The following is a 13,883-nucleotide window of genomic DNA, read 5'->3' on the forward strand; positions in this document are numbered from 1 at the left end:
GGCTGTGTATGAAGCCTAAGAAGCGCCAACCGCTCGATTTCTCCGCCGTCCCCGTGGAGGCGCCCGCAGAGGATCAAGTCTCCTCGTCCGAAGCCTCGTTGGCCGAGGATGAGACGGAGGCTGACGTCAGTGCGCCTGTCGATCCGCCAATGAGCGAAACGGACCTCGATCTGGAGATCTCGGCGCCAGAGCCTTCCTCACCTCGGGCGCGGGCCGCTTCGCGCCGGGGAAGGATTAGCGAACCTTCGCAGGCGTCGTTCGAGCAGCAACCTCTGTCGGCCACGTCTCTGGCGACCAGTGCGGCTCAACCGCCGGCTCCCGTTGTCGAACCTGAGCGCGATACGGCCCCGGCCCGTGCCGAGACGCGCGACGCCACGGCGAACATGCGACGCTCCAGCGAGGCTTTCGACCTGCCCGATCGCTCCGAGCGCGGCCCCATGCCGGCTTTTCTTTTCTGGACCTTTGCGGTCGCCGCTGCGGCTCTATGGGCGCTGGCGCCCATTGCATTTGCGCTGGGCTATTCCCGCGATGTTCCGGCTCTGAAGGTGGAAGGCTTCGCCTTGACGGTCTTTGCAGGTCTGGCGATCGGGCCGGCCTTGCTGACCTTGCTGGGCGCGTATCTGCTGCGTCAGGCTCAGGGTGTTTCTGCGGAGCTACGTCGAACGCGCACCCTTACAGATCGCTTGGTTACGCCGGCCGTCCTGGCCGCCGCAGGCGCCTCGGGCGCGGTGGAAGCCATTCGCGTCCAGATCGATGGCGCGACCCTGGCCGCCGATGAAGCGCGGGAGCGCATCCTGTCATTGCACCAATCGCTGGCCGAAGAGACCGCGCGACTGGCCGATGCAGCTGCAAACTCCGCTCGCATGGCAAACCAGCTTGCACAGGGGCTTGGCCATGAGCGCCAAGCGCTCGAAACCCTGTCCCTGACCCTCGACACCCGTTCGACCGCTGTTGTCGACGCCATCGGTAGCCAGGCCCGGATGGTCGCCGAGGCGTCCGATCTGGCCGAAACCCAGCTTCGCGAGGCTGAAGCCGCGCTCGCGGCCCGCGCCGCCGATCTGGCCGCCGCCGCCGCTGAAGCCTCCGACGCGGCTCGTGTGGGCGCTGAGGATATTTCGCGTCAGATCGCGCGCCTGGAAACGGCGGGACAGGGTCTGGGCGACCAGATGAGTTCGGTTGAGAAGAATTTGGCCCAACAGCGGGCGGCGCTGGTCGCGGCCAGCCAGTCGCTGCGGTCAGAGCAGGAGGATTTCGCGGCCGAGACGGAGACCCGTACGGCCCAACTCACCGAATTTGTGTCCTACACGCGGGTTGGCGCCACCGAACTCAGCGATGTCGCTGCGATGGGGGCCGAGGTGCTGCGCGGGCTGATCTCGGCCGCTTCCGAGCAGTTCAAGGACATGGCCGAGAACGCCAAGGCCGAGCGCGAAAGCCTGGTCGAAGAGACTAGCAAGGTCCTTGCGGCGATCTCCGACGCCGCCGCCGGACAACGCGAAGGGCTTGAGGTTGAGCTCAAGCAGGCGATGGAAGCCCTTGCGGCTTCGGCGCTGAAAGCCAGCGAGGGTGTGGACGCAAGGGTCGAGTCGGCGCGTGGCCGCGTCGATCAACTGAACGAGATCGCCTTTGCGGCGGGCCAGAAGGCCGACACCGTCTTTGAGGCGCGCATGGAAGAGGCGCGCGATCTGATCGAGCAGTCTGCCCAGATGGTCGAGCAGGCCGGCGCCCGCACGGCTCAGAAGTTGGCCGAAGCCGTCGTAACAGCACGCGGCACGCTCGGCGAACTCGAGGCCATGCTGGATGAAGTTGGCCAACGCACGGCGGAAATGCCGGCGGAGGCGATGCAGAAAGCGGTCGAGGTTCGCGCCTCGATCGAAAAGGGCATCGAGGAACTGATGGCTGCCGCCCGCCGCACGGCGGAAGAAACGGCGGCGATCGACCAGGCGTTCCAGGACCGCGTGCGTCGCAACTACGATGCACTCAGTGAAGCCGCCGCCGCGATGGGCGGACCCGCTCCGGCACGTCCGGCCCAGCCGGCGATGACCCGCTCAAAGGCCGCGCCTGTCGCGCCGCCGCCGATTTCGCCGCCCCTGCCGCCCGAGATGGATGACGACCTGCTGGCGGACGAGCCGGGACAGCGGCCCCGGCTGCGCCTTACGCCGACGGTGACGGATGATGAGTTCCGATCGGTGTTCGACACTGCGGGCGGTCGTGGTGGGCCGGCTGCGCCCGAAGGTGCTGACGGGCAGAACTGGTCGTGGCGTTCCTTGCTTTCCGGAATCGAGAACAGCTCCCCTGGCGACGCGGCTCTGGGCGAAAAGCTTGCCGCTGAAATCTCGGCGATGGGTATCGACCCGCATGCCCTGTTGCCGCGCGGCCGGATCGACGAGATCGCCGCCGCCATCCAGACCCGAGACTCTTCCGGGGCGCGTGAGGTGGTCAAGCGCCTCGCGCCGGCGGCTATTCGCCGGCTAGTGCGGCGCTTGTTTTCGGACGCGACCTTGCGTGCCAATGCGGAGCGGTTCCTCAAGCGCTATGCGGGCATGATCGAGGAAGCGGGCGGTCAGGATCGCGAAGGCTTCCTGGTTGCGGCCTTGCTGTCGTCAGATGCCGGTCGCGCCTATCTGCTGCTGGACGCCGCGACCGGCGATCTGGCCTAGTCGCACGCTGATGCTGAAGCGCGTCTTCGACGTCGCGGCCGCCGCAGTGGGGCTCTTGGTCCTGCTGGCGCCGTTTGCTGTGCTTTGGCTGCTGGTTCGTATGACATCGCCCGGGGCGGCGCTCTACTGGTCCCGGCGGGTCGGCAAGAACTCGCGGCTGTTCTGGATGCCGAAGTTTCGGACGATGCGGATCGATACGCCGGAAGTTGCGACCCACCTGCTCAATGATCCCGACCACTGGCTGACCCCCATCGGCGCGCCTTTGCGTCGGCTCAGCCTGGATGAACTGCCCCAACTGTGGAGCGTGCTGGTTGGCGATATGAGCCTGGTCGGGCCAAGACCGGCCTTGTTCAATCAGGACGACCTGATCGCCGCACGGTCGGCGGCGGGTGTGGACAGGCTTCGCCCTGGTGTCACGGGGTGGGCGCAGATCAACGGGCGCGACGAGCTCTCCATCCCGGACAAGGTGGCGCTGGACGCCGACTACTTGGCGCGGCGCTCGTTCGGGTTCGATCTTTTGATCCTGATGAGAACGGTCGCCCCGGTCGTCACCGGCCGGGGCGTGACCCGCTAGTCTGACCTAGGCCAGATCGGCATAGGCCTTTTCGAGGGCGGCGACGAAGGCGGGGTTGGCCGCCAAGCTTGGCGGGAACACTGCGTCCAGCGTCAGAAACGCCGCTACGTCAGCCTTCGCTTCGCCCGAACAGGTCGCGGCGACCGCGACAAGCTTGTCGGCCAGCGGATCGACGATCTTCTCTCCGGCCGCCGCGCGCCGGCGCACAAAACGCATCCAGGCGGCCAACGGGATGGCCAGCCGATCGACCGAACGCCCGGCCTCAAGCGCCTCGGTCAAGGCGCTCAAAATACGGAAGGGCAGCTTCTGCGATCCATCCCAGGCGATCTGCGCCAGAAGGTGCCGGATCTCGGGATTGCGAAACCGCTTGAGGATGGCTTCGGCATAGGTCGACAAGTCCAGGCCACGCGGAGCCGTCAGGGTCGGGATGATATCCTGGATCATCAGATCGCGGGCGAGATCGGCCAGAACGGGGTCGCTCATCGCTTCGAATACGGTCTCGTGGCCGCGCAGGATCCCGGCATAGGCCAGGGTCGAGTGCACGCCGTTGAGCAGGCGCAGCTTGGCGCGCTCGAAGCCCCGCACGTCGTCGGTCAGGGTGACGCCCACGCTGGCAAGGTCCGGCGCATCCGCACCCAGAACATCCTCGACAACCCATTGGGTGAAGGCTTCGCGCTGAATGGGCCAGGCGTCGTGGAGGCCCGTGGCAGTTTCGACCCGAGCTCGCAGCGCGTCGTCGGTGGCGGGCGTGATGCTGTCGACCATGGTGCGAGGGAAGCGGCCCTCAGCCTCGATCCATGCAGCGAGCTCGGGATCGACCCTGGCGGCGAAAGCCGTGACGGCGGCCTTCAGTCGCCAGCCGTTGTCGGCGAGATTGTCGCAGGCGACCACGGCATAGGGCGGCAGGCCGACCAAGAAGCGGCGACGCAGCCCTTCGACCAGATAGCCGATCGCGCTGATCGGTTCGCGCGGGTTGACGAGGTCATGGACGATATCGGGATGGCTTTCGTCCAGCCCGCCCTCGCTCGACAGGCAGTAACCCTTCTCGGTCACGGTCAGGGTGACCATGCGGGTCATCGGGGCGGCCAGACGCGCGAAGACTGCCGGCGGATCCTCGGGCGCGACAAGCACCTCGACGATCGAGCCGATGATCCTGAAAGTGGTCTCCTGGTCGAGTTGGGCCAGGGTGTAGAGACTGTCCTGCGGCGCGAGGGCGTCGCGTACGCCCGGGCTTTTCAGCGAAACGGCGCAGATGCCCCAACGGGGATCCTTCGCCAGCAACTGGTCGAAATAGTAGGCTTGGTGGGCGCGATGAAACGCACCGGGGCCAAGATGGACAACACCGACGGTTACACGGTCGCGGTCGTAGGCGGGCTGAGTAACGCCCGGAAGCGCGGCGGGGCAACTGGTGGCGCGAAGGCGTAGGGCGGAAGATACGGGAAGAGCCGTCACAGGGTCACACCACTTTTCCAGATGGCGATTTCACGCTCGCCGTTGAGTTCTGCCTTGGTGGCCTTGCCGGACGCTGTCTCGATGACGAGATCCATCAGAGCCTCGGCCGCGTCGTCCATGGATTGACCAGACAGCACGACGCCGGCGTCGAAGTCGATCCAGCCAGGCTTGCGCGCTGCGAGGCCGCTGTTCGAAGCGATCTTCAGTGTTGGCGCAGGAAAGCCCAGCGGCGTGCCGCGACCGGTCGTAAACAGGATCACCGTGGCGCCCGCCGCGGTTAGCGCCGTCGACGAGACCGCGTCGTTGCCGGGGGCCTCCAGCAGGGTCAGCCCATGGGGGGCCACGCGGTCGCCATAGCGGATCACTTCGACCAGGGCAGAGCGACCGCCCTTCTGCACGGCGCCCAGGGATTTCTCTTCCAGGGTCGTGATGCCGCCGGCGATATTGCCGGGGGAGGGGTTCTCGTAGATCGGCTGCTTGTTGTCGATGAAGTAGCGCTTGAAGTCGTCAATCACCTGCACGGCGTTGTCGAACACCGCCTGGGTGGTGGCGCGCGCCAGTAGCATCTGCTCTGCGCCAAAAATTTCCGGAATCTCTGTGAGCACCGGTGTGCCGCCCGCGTCCGACACCTTGTCGGCGATACGGCCGACCAGGGGATTGGCGGTGATGCCCGAAAAGCCATCCGACCCGCCGCACTTGAGACCGACCACAAGGTCGGAGACGGCGCAGGGCTCGCGCATATCCTTTTCGGCGATGGCGATCAGGTCCTCGATCGCGGCCAGGCCATCCTCAAGTTCGTCGTCGACCGTCTGGGTGGTGAATGAGCGAAGGCGCGCGGTGTCGAGATCCGGAGCGCTTTCGAGCAGCGCTTTCAACTGATTGTTCTCGCAGCCCAGGCCCAGGATCAGCACGCCACCCGCGTTTGGGTGCGCAGCGAGAGCGGCGATCAGCTTGCGCGTATGGGACAGATCGTCGCCAAGCTGCGAGCAGCCGAAGGGGTGGGGAAAGGCGAAGATCCCGTCCGTGCGGCCAGCGAAGCGAACATTGGCTTTTTCAGCGATACGGCGGGCGGTGTTGGCGACGCAGCCCACGGTGCAAAGCACCCAGATCTCATTCCGCGTGCCAACCCGGCCAGTGAGGCGGCGATAGCCCATGAAGGTGCGATCAGCGGGGGCGGCGATAGGCGCGAGGATCGAGGGCTGCCAGGCGTAGCCTTCGACGCCCGAGAGCTTGGTCTCGACGTTGTGGATGTGGACGTGATCGCCAATGGCGATGTCCATGGTCGCGCGCCCGATTGGCCAACCATACTTAAGCACATCGTCGCCGATGGCCGCTGTACCGATGGCGATCTTGTGGCCCTTGGGCACATCGGCGCGGGCCACAACGGATCGGCCGTGCAACTCAAGCCGCTCGCCCGCCAAGATATCCCGCAGCGCTGTCGCCACGTGATCGCGTGGATCGACGTCGTGAATCGATTCGCTGCGAACAGAGCTTGCCTGGGTCATTCATGCCTTCGTGCGGTGACATTCTCAGCCGCGAAACCTCGTTCGGCGGCATGGTAACCGGTGTCAGATTTGTTGCAAACGCTCGTTTCGTCCATTGGTGGCGAGGGCGGCAGGTGTAGAGTATGACGATATAGAGCGCTCAAAGTTGCATGGAAACGTCGTGAATTCATCAAAACCGCCTATGCCGTCGCAGGGCGACAACGAACGCGAGGGCGGCCTTGAAGGGGGACGCAAGCGTGCCACGATCAATGACATCGCCAGGTTGGCCGGGGTTTCCAAGAAGACTGTCTCGCGCGTGATCAACCAGTCGCCTTTCGTACGCGACGAGACTCGCGAGCGGATTGAGGCTGTTATCGCCGAGTGGGGTTACGCGCCCGATCCCCAGGCCCGAGGCTTGGCGTTTCGCCGGTCGTTCCTGATCGGCATGATCTACGACAACCCCAATCCGCAGTATGTCGTGAACATGCAGCTGGGACTGCTGGATGGCATGCGCGGCTCGGGCTTCGAACTGGTGGTGCACCCCTGCAACCGCGCCAGTCCCACGTTTCTGGCCGACGTCCGCACCTTCGTCGAGCGGCAGAAGCTCTATGGCGTTGTTCTGCCGCCTTCGGTTTCGGAAGACGAGCGTGTCGCCAAGCTGCTCAACGAGATCGGTTGTTCCTATATCCGGATCGCGTCGGTCGAACTCGACAAGCCCGAGAACATGATCGTCGGTCACGACCGCATGGGCGCCGCGCAGGCGGCACGCCACATCCTCGATCTCGGTCATCGGCGCATCGCCTTCATTTCTGGCCCTGAAACCTTCCGTTCGTCGCATGAGCGGCGAGGGGGCTTCGAGGCGGCCTTGGCCGAACGCGGCCTGAAGCTGGAGCCAAGTGACATCATTCAGGGCGCCTATACGTTTGAGTCCGGCGTGGCCTGCGGCGACGAACTTCTGGCGCGAACGCCCCGTCCTACTGCGATCTTCGCCGGCAATGATGAGATGGCGGCTGGCGTGCTGCAGTCGGCGCGCAAGGCGGGGCTGAATGTCCCCGCAGATCTCACGGTGGTGGGTTTCGACGACTTCCAGATCGCCCAGGCGGTCTGGCCGCCGCTGACGACCATCCGTACGCCCACCCGCGAGATCGGGCGAATGGCGGCCGAGAAGCTGATCGACGCGGAGCGCCGTGAGCGCCGTGAAGAGCGCGATCCCGCCCGCACTGAGCCGACCTTGGTCGTTCGGGAGTCGTCTGGCCCTGCGCCTTCGGTGTAGGCTGCCCTCACGAAGGGCTGGCTTGCATCCAAACATGACACCGGTTACCAAGCGCGGGTCAGAAGCGGTGGACTGATAAGCCGCTGGCTGGAGAGGAAGCAGGAGAAATCCATGGCCAGGCCGCTGATTTTCCACGACGACCGACTGTTCCCGGCAGATGAGCGTACGCGATCGATCGCGCGCGAGCTCTACGGAGCGGTCAAGGCGTTGCCGATCATCAGCCCGCATGGCCACACAGATCCCAGCTGGTTTGCGACCAACGCGCCGTTCCAGGACGCCACCGACCTGTTGCTGGCCCCGGACCACTACCTGTTTCGCATGCTCTACAGCCAGGGGATCTCGCTGGACGCCCTGAAGGTGCGCTCCAAGTCGGGCGTCCCCGCGACCGATCCGCGCGAGGCCTGGCGGCTGCTGGCCCAGAACTTCCACCTGTTTCGCGGAACGCCGTCGTGGATCTGGCTCAATCACGTGTTCAGCCAGGTGTTCGGCTTCGAGGTGTTCCTCTCTGGCGAAACCTCGGATCTCTATTTCGACACTATCAATGAGGCCCTCGCAACCGACGCGTTCCGGCCCCGCGCCCTGTTCGACCGGTTCAATATCGAAACCTTGGCCACCACCGAGGGCCCGCACGAGAGCCTCAAGCACCATCAGGCCATCCGCGACAGCGGGTGGGGCGGCCATGTGATCACGGCCTATCGTCCCGACGCGGTGATCGATTTTGAGGACGAGCGTTCGCCGCGCGCCTTCGAGCGCTTCGCCGAGGTCTCTGGTCAGGACGTCCATAGCTGGCAGGGCTATCTGGAAGCCCACCGCATCCGTCGCGGCGCCTTCATCGACGCGGGGGCGACCTCGTCGGACCATGGCCACCCCACCGCCGCGACCGCCGATCTTTCCGCCGCCGAGGCCGAGGCTCTCTTCCTCAGCCTGGTGAAGGGCGAGGTGACGCCTGAAAAGGCCGAGCTGTTCCGCGCTCAGATGCTCACGGAAATGGCCAAGATGAGCCTGGATGACGGGCTGGTCATGCAGATCCACCCGGGCTCGCATCGCAATCACAATGTTGGCCTGCTGAACTCGCACGGTCGCGACAAGGGCGCCGACATCCCGGTGCAGACCGAATACGTCAAGGCGCTGAAGCCGCTGCTGTCCAAGCTGGGCAACGATCCGCGCCTGTCGATCATCCTCTTCACCCTGGACGAGACCAGCTACAGCCGCGAGCTGGCCCCGTTGGCCGGCCACTATCCTGTGCTGAAGCTGGGTCCGTCCTGGTGGTTCCACGACAGCCCCGAAGGCATGATGCGGTTCCGCGAACAGGTCACCGAGACTGCGGGCTTCTACAATACCGTCGGTTTCAACGATGACACCCGCGCCTTCCTGTCGATCCCGGCTCGCCATGACGTGGCCCGCCGCGTCGACAGCAGCTTCCTGGCCCGCATGGTCGCCGAACACCGCATGGACCTCGTCGAGGCCCAGGAACTGATCGTTGACCTGACCTACAACCTGCCCAAGCGCGCCTACAAACTCGACCAACCCAGGCCGACGCCTTCGTCGGTCCAAGCTGCCCAATAAGACCGGAGCTCCAGAATGTTCAGCAAGACCTATCACGCCACCCATCCGGACATGATGTTCTCGGTCAGCAATGACGATCTGCGTGATCGTTACCTGATGGACGGCCTGTTCGAAGACGACGGCATTGTCCTGCACTACAACCACGCCGAACGCTTCGTGATCGGCGGCGCCGCCCCGATCTCGAAGGGCGTCAAGCTGCCCGACCAGACCGAGCCCGCCTCTGCCGCTGGCCACCCCTTCCTTGAGCGCCGCGAACTGGGCGCCATCAACGTCGGCGGCGGCAAGGGCAAGGTCACGGTCGACGGCGTCGTCTACGACATCGAGCCGCGGGACGGCATCTACGTGACCATGGGCTCCAAGGACGTGGTGTTCGAGAGCGTCGACGCCGCCAACCCCGCCCGCTTCTATCTGACCAGCCTGCCGGCCCACGCCGCGTTTGAGACCAAGAAGCTGGAATTCGCCAACGCTGTCCCGCTGGAGCGCGGCGCGCTGGAGACCTCCAACGAGCGCACCATCTACCAGTACATCGTGCCGACCACCTGCAAGTCGGCTCAGCTGCTGCTGGGCATGACCGTCCTGAAGCCGGGCAGCGTCTGGAACACCATGCCGCCCCACCTGCATGACCGCCGTTCGGAAGCCTATTTCTACTTCGATCTGGGCGCCAACGACCGCGTCTTCCACTACATGGGCGAGCCGGACGAAATGCGTCACATCGTGATCGCCAACGAGGAAGCCGTGATGAGCCCGCCGTGGTCGATCCACATGGGTTCGGGCACCTCGAGCTACACGTTCATCTGGGCGATGGGCGGCGAGAACCTCGACTATACCGACATGAACGTGCTGGACATCTGCCAGCTGAAGTAGGGCTTTCGAGCTCATTTCTCTGCGGTTGTCATCTCGGCCGCAGCGAAGCGAAGAGCCGGGACCGCCACAAGCGCCTGCGTTTGCGGTGGTCCCGGATCGGCCTTTCAGGCCGTCCGGGATGACAAGATTTTTGAACAGGAACTCACCATGGCCAATCCGTTCAGCCTCGAAGGCAAGGTCGCGCTCGTCACCGGCGCCAACACCGGTCTGGGTCAGGCCGTGGCCGTGGCGCTTGCGGAAGCCGGCGCGAACATCGCCGCCGCCGGTCGCAGCGAGCCCACCGAGACCAAGGCCGCCGTAGAGGCGACGGGTCGCAAATTCCTGTCGATCAAGGCCGACTTCGGTTCGATCGAGCCCGTCCAGCGCGTGATCGACGAGACCGTCGCCGCGTTCGGCAAGGTCGATATCCTGGTCAACAACGCCGGCATCATCCGCCGCGCGGACTCCATCGACTTCTCCGAGGCCGACTGGGACGCGGTGATGGATACCAACCTGAAGGTCGTCTTCTTCCTGACCCAGGCCTTCGCCAGGCAGGCGCTGAAGCAAGGCCCGGTCGACGGCGTCGCCGGCAAGGTGATCAACATCGCCAGCCTGCTGTCGTTCCAGGGCGGCATCCGCGTGCCGTCTTACACGGCGTCGAAAAGCGGTCTGGCTGGCCTGACCAAGATCCTCGCCAACGAGTGGGCGACCAAGGGCATCAACGTCAACGCCATCGCGCCGGGCTATTTCGACACCAACAACACCGAGGCCCTGCGCAAGGACGCCGACCGCAATGCCTCGATCCTGGCGCGCATCCCGGCCGCACGCTGGGGCAAGCCGAGCGACCTGGGCGGCGCCGCCGTGTTCCTGGCGTCGCCGGCGGCGGACTATGTCCAGGGGATTACTCTGCCCGTGGACGGCGGCTGGCTGGCCCGCTAACGGCATAAACTTACGCATATATCCGGTGGTAGCGCAACCATCGTGCCGTCCGGGTTTTCCCGGACGGCGAAGCGCGCTAAGGGCGCCGCTACGTCAGCGCCGAATAGGGCAGGGCGTCTAGGTTCATCCTTCTGTAGAGGCGCCTCTGGCGTCAGCGGAGCTCGCTTATGCGTAACCCGGCCCTGTCGCTCGGCGGTGATCGTCCCACCAGCCGCCACGTCCGCCAGAACGCCAACCTGCTGAGCGACCTGTTGGCCGAAGCCATCGCCTATCTGGAGGGCGAAGAGGCCGCCGCCCTGGTGACCAAGGCCCGCAAGGCTTCGTCCCGCGAGGAAGAGGGCGGTGAAGCGCCGGTTCTGGACCATCTGTTCGCCGATCTGTCGAACGACCAGGCCGTGTTCCTGGCCCGGGCCTTCGCCAGCCATTCGCTGCTGGCCAATATCGGCGAGGATGTCGCCGGTCGCCGCCGCCACGCCGAGGCTGACGCCCAGCCGGGCGATGAGCGGCCCCGCACTCTGGTCGATGCCGTGGGCGTGCTGAAGGCCGGCGGCAAGACCGACGCCGATATCGCCCGGATCTTCGCCGCCATGAACGTGGTGCCGGTCCTGACCGCCCACCCGACCGAGGTGCGGCGTCGTTCGATGGTGGACCGGGAGACCGAGATCTCGCGGCTGATGGCCCTGCGCCGCCACCACCTGCCGGCTGACCTTGAAAGCGACATCCGCGAGCGGTTGTTCCGCGAGATCGCCCTGATGTGGCGCACCCGCCTGTATCGCCCCGAGCGGATCACCGTGAAGGACGAGATCCGCAACGCCCTGTCGATCGTCCGCACCTCGATCCTGCCCGCCATCATCGACCTGTACGGCGACTGGACCGCCCAGATCGCTCACAACGCCGAGCTGGCCCCGCTGCTGAAGATGGGCTCGTGGCTGGGCGGCGACCGCGACGGTCACCCCGGCGTCAATGGCGAGACCCTGAAACTGGCGCTCAGTTCGCAGTCGCGGGTGATCCTCGACTGGTACGCCGCCGAGGTCCGCAAGCTGTGGTCCAACCTGGCGATCTCGACCGCCTATACGCCGGTGTCCGACGAGCTGATGGCCTTGGCGGGCCAGGCCACGGATCCGTCGGTCCACCGCATCGATGAGCCCTATCGCCTGGTGCTGGAACTGATCTTTGATCGCCTGTCGGCGGTGTCCCAGAAGCTGACCAACCAGTGGGTCGCTTTCGCCAACGGGCGGACGGACGTTGAGCCCTACGCCCATCCCGACGCGTTTGTCGCCGACCTGTCGATCGTCATCGACAGCCTGGAGCGCAACGGCGGCGAGCGTCTGGTCGGGACGGCCCTGCGGACCCTGGTCGAGGTGGCCAAGGCCTGCGGCTTCCACCTGATGAGCCTGGACCTGCGCCAGAACGCCGATGTTCATGAGCGCACGCTGCACGAGCTGTTCCAGCGGGCCGGCACGGGGGTTCGCTATCTCGACCTGCCCGAGGAGGACCGCTGCAAGGTCCTGATCGAGGAGCTGTCGCACCAGCGGCCGCTGGTCTCGCCGTTCACCGCCTATGGCGAGGAGACCCGTCGCGAGCTGGCGACCATGGAGGCCGCCGCCCAGGCGGTGCGCGACTATGGCCACGGGTGCCTTGGCGCCTATGTGATCTCCAAGTCGGCGACCCTGTCGGACATTCTTGAGCCGTTGGTCCTGCTCAAGCAGGTGGGCCTGGTCTGGGGCGGCGCCGCGCCGCGCTCGTCGGTCAAGATCAGTCCGCTGTTCGAGACCATCGAGGACCTGGAGCAGGGCCCCCGCGTCCTGCGCCAGTGGCTGGAGCTGCCGATCAGCCGCACCATCCTGGGCGACCGGCCGGTGCAGGAAATCATGCTCGGCTATTCCGACAGCAACAAGGACGGCGGCTATGTCGCCTCCCGGCGCGGCGTCGCCCGGGGCGCTTCGGCCCTGGCCTTCGAGGCCGACCGGATGGGCGTCGGTCTGCAGCTGTTCCACGGCCGGGGCGGCAGCGTCGGCCGGGGCGGGGGCCCCGCCGCCGAGGCGGTGATGGCCCAGCCGGCCGGCACCGTTCAGGGCCGTATCCGCATGACCGAGCAGGGCGAGATGATCGCCCGTCGCTTCGGCGATCAGCCCACCGCCCGCCGCAATCTGGACGGTCTGGCCGCCGCCGTGCTGATGGCCAGCGATCGACCCATTGTGCGTCCCGACCCTAAGGTCGAGGCGGCCATGACCGCCCTGGCCCAGGCCTCGTTCGAGGGCTATCGGGCCCTCGTTTATGACGATCCCGCCTTCGAGGATTTCTTCTGGTCGGCCACGCCGATCGGCGAGATCGTCGGCCTCAACATCGGTTCGCGCCCCGCCAGCCGGACCGCCAGCCGCAGGATCGAGGACCTGCGGGCCATCCCGTGGGTGTTCAGTTGGTCGCAGTCGCGGTTCATGCTGCCCGGTTGGTACGGTTTCGCCGCTGGCGTCGAGCGGGCAGGGCTGTCGGTCGGCCAACTGCAGGACCTGGCCGGCGGCTTCGACTTCTTCGCCTCCCTGCTGTCGAACATGGAGCTGGCCCTGGCCCAGAGCCATATGGGCATCGCCGCCCGCTATGTGGCCCTGTCGACCGATCCGGCCAATGCCACCCGGATCTTCGAAACGATCAAGGCCGAGCACGAGGCCGCCCAGCGCCTGGCCCTGACCATCCGGGGCGGAACGTCCCTGCTCGACAACCAGCCCGAGCTGGCCGAGTCGGTCGCCCTGGCCGGTTTGTCGGTCGATCCGCTGAACCATCTGCAGCTGGAACTGCTCTCGCGGCGTCGGGGCGGAGACCAGGACGAGGCCGTCCGTTTGGCGATTCAGCTGACCGTGGCCGGGATCGCGGCGGGTTTGCGCAACACTGGTTGAGACCTCCCTCGTTCCGCTCTCCCCGGCGAAGGCCGGGGCCCAGATTCAGCCTGAGCATTTGGGGATGACGCGCCTTCGGATTCGCCAAGGTCGATACCTCTCTGGGTTCGATCTGGGCCCCGGCCTTCGCCGGGGAGAGCGGGTGTGAGGATGAGGTTGTTCATCAAAACGCGAATTTCCTGCAATTCCATAGGCTTAAGT

Annotated in this window: 9 protein-coding genes; 7 read left to right on the forward strand and 2 right to left on the reverse strand. The window is 65.9% G+C overall.

The features are described 5' to 3' along the window. The first annotated feature begins 8 nt into the window (after positions 1–8). Together ACN2C7_RS09140 and ACN2C7_RS09145 are read left to right on the forward strand one after the other, a co-directional pair. Positions 9–2,657, forward strand: coding sequence for a polar localization protein TipN (locus ACN2C7_RS09140; RefSeq protein ID WP_419321201.1), 2,649 nt, complete (start codon positions 9–11; stop codon positions 2,655–2,657). A 13-nt stretch (positions 2,658–2,670) separates the two neighbouring features. Further along, positions 2,671–3,231: a sugar transferase gene (locus tag ACN2C7_RS09145; RefSeq protein WP_419321445.1), complete on the forward strand. Its 561-nt coding sequence runs from the start codon at positions 2,671–2,673 to the stop codon at positions 3,229–3,231. A gap of 6 nt (positions 3,232–3,237) precedes the next feature. Here ACN2C7_RS09145 and ACN2C7_RS09150 read toward each other — a convergent pair whose 3' ends face one another. Then, positions 3,238–4,683, reverse strand: coding sequence for a mannitol dehydrogenase family protein (locus tag ACN2C7_RS09150; protein ID WP_419321203.1), 1,446 nt, complete (start codon positions 4,681–4,683; stop codon positions 3,238–3,240). Continuing rightward, on the reverse strand, positions 4,680–6,188 hold the full coding sequence (locus ACN2C7_RS09155; RefSeq protein WP_419321204.1) for a UxaA family hydrolase: 1,509 nt from the start codon (positions 6,186–6,188) through the stop codon (positions 4,680–4,682). Before ACN2C7_RS09155 ends, ACN2C7_RS09150 begins: the two co-directional genes overlap by 4 nt. Positions 6,189–6,369: 181 nt before the next feature. Here ACN2C7_RS09155 and ACN2C7_RS09160 point away from each other — a divergent pair, with 181 nt between their 5' ends. The 5 genes from ACN2C7_RS09160 to ppc all read left to right on the forward strand — a co-directional run bounded on the left by ACN2C7_RS09160 (position 6,370) and on the right by ppc (position 13,682). Next, entirely contained in the window at positions 6,370–7,440 is a 1,071-nt protein-coding gene (locus ACN2C7_RS09160; protein WP_419255859.1) for a LacI family DNA-binding transcriptional regulator, read from the forward strand. Positions 7,441–7,551: 111 nt separating this feature from the next. Continuing rightward, the gene (gene uxaC, locus ACN2C7_RS09165; protein WP_419321205.1) at positions 7,552–9,006 is read left to right on the forward strand and encodes a glucuronate isomerase; all 1,455 of its coding nucleotides are present in this window, start codon (positions 7,552–7,554) and stop codon (positions 9,004–9,006) included. 15 nt (positions 9,007–9,021) lie between these two features. Further along, the gene (gene kduI / locus ACN2C7_RS09170; RefSeq protein WP_419321207.1) at positions 9,022–9,870 is read left to right on the forward strand and encodes a 5-dehydro-4-deoxy-D-glucuronate isomerase; all 849 of its coding nucleotides are present in this window, start codon (positions 9,022–9,024) and stop codon (positions 9,868–9,870) included. A 147-nt stretch (positions 9,871–10,017) separates the two neighbouring features. Continuing rightward, positions 10,018–10,788, forward strand: a complete 771-nt coding sequence (gene kduD, locus ACN2C7_RS09175; RefSeq protein ID WP_419321209.1) for a 2-dehydro-3-deoxy-D-gluconate 5-dehydrogenase KduD — start codon at positions 10,018–10,020, stop codon at positions 10,786–10,788. Positions 10,789–10,955: 167 nt separating this feature from the next. Further along, positions 10,956–13,682: a phosphoenolpyruvate carboxylase gene (ppc, locus tag ACN2C7_RS09180; protein WP_419321210.1), complete on the forward strand. Its 2,727-nt coding sequence runs from the start codon at positions 10,956–10,958 to the stop codon at positions 13,680–13,682. Positions 13,683–13,883: the final 201 nt, after the last annotated feature.

This window comes from Caulobacter sp. ErkDOM-E, assembly GCF_048541895.1.
Lineage (GTDB): Bacteria > Pseudomonadota > Alphaproteobacteria > Caulobacterales > Caulobacteraceae > Caulobacter.

Coding starts and splice junctions, on each gene's coding strand:
- uxaC (WP_419321205.1), top strand. CDS start 7,552: ATGGCCAGGCCGCTGATTTTCCACGACGACCGACTGTTCCCGGCAGAT.
- ppc (WP_419321210.1), top strand. CDS start 10,956: ATGCGTAACCCGGCCCTGTCGCTCGGCGGTGATCGTCCCACCAGCCGC.
- ACN2C7_RS09155 (WP_419321204.1), bottom strand. CDS start 6,188: ATGACCCAGGCAAGCTCTGTTCGCAGCGAATCGATTCACGACGTCGAT.
- ACN2C7_RS09160 (WP_419255859.1), top strand. CDS start 6,370: ATGCCGTCGCAGGGCGACAACGAACGCGAGGGCGGCCTTGAAGGGGGA.
- kduI (WP_419321207.1), top strand. CDS start 9,022: ATGTTCAGCAAGACCTATCACGCCACCCATCCGGACATGATGTTCTCG.
- kduD (WP_419321209.1), top strand. CDS start 10,018: ATGGCCAATCCGTTCAGCCTCGAAGGCAAGGTCGCGCTCGTCACCGGC.
- ACN2C7_RS09140 (WP_419321201.1), top strand. CDS start 9: ATGAAGCCTAAGAAGCGCCAACCGCTCGATTTCTCCGCCGTCCCCGTG.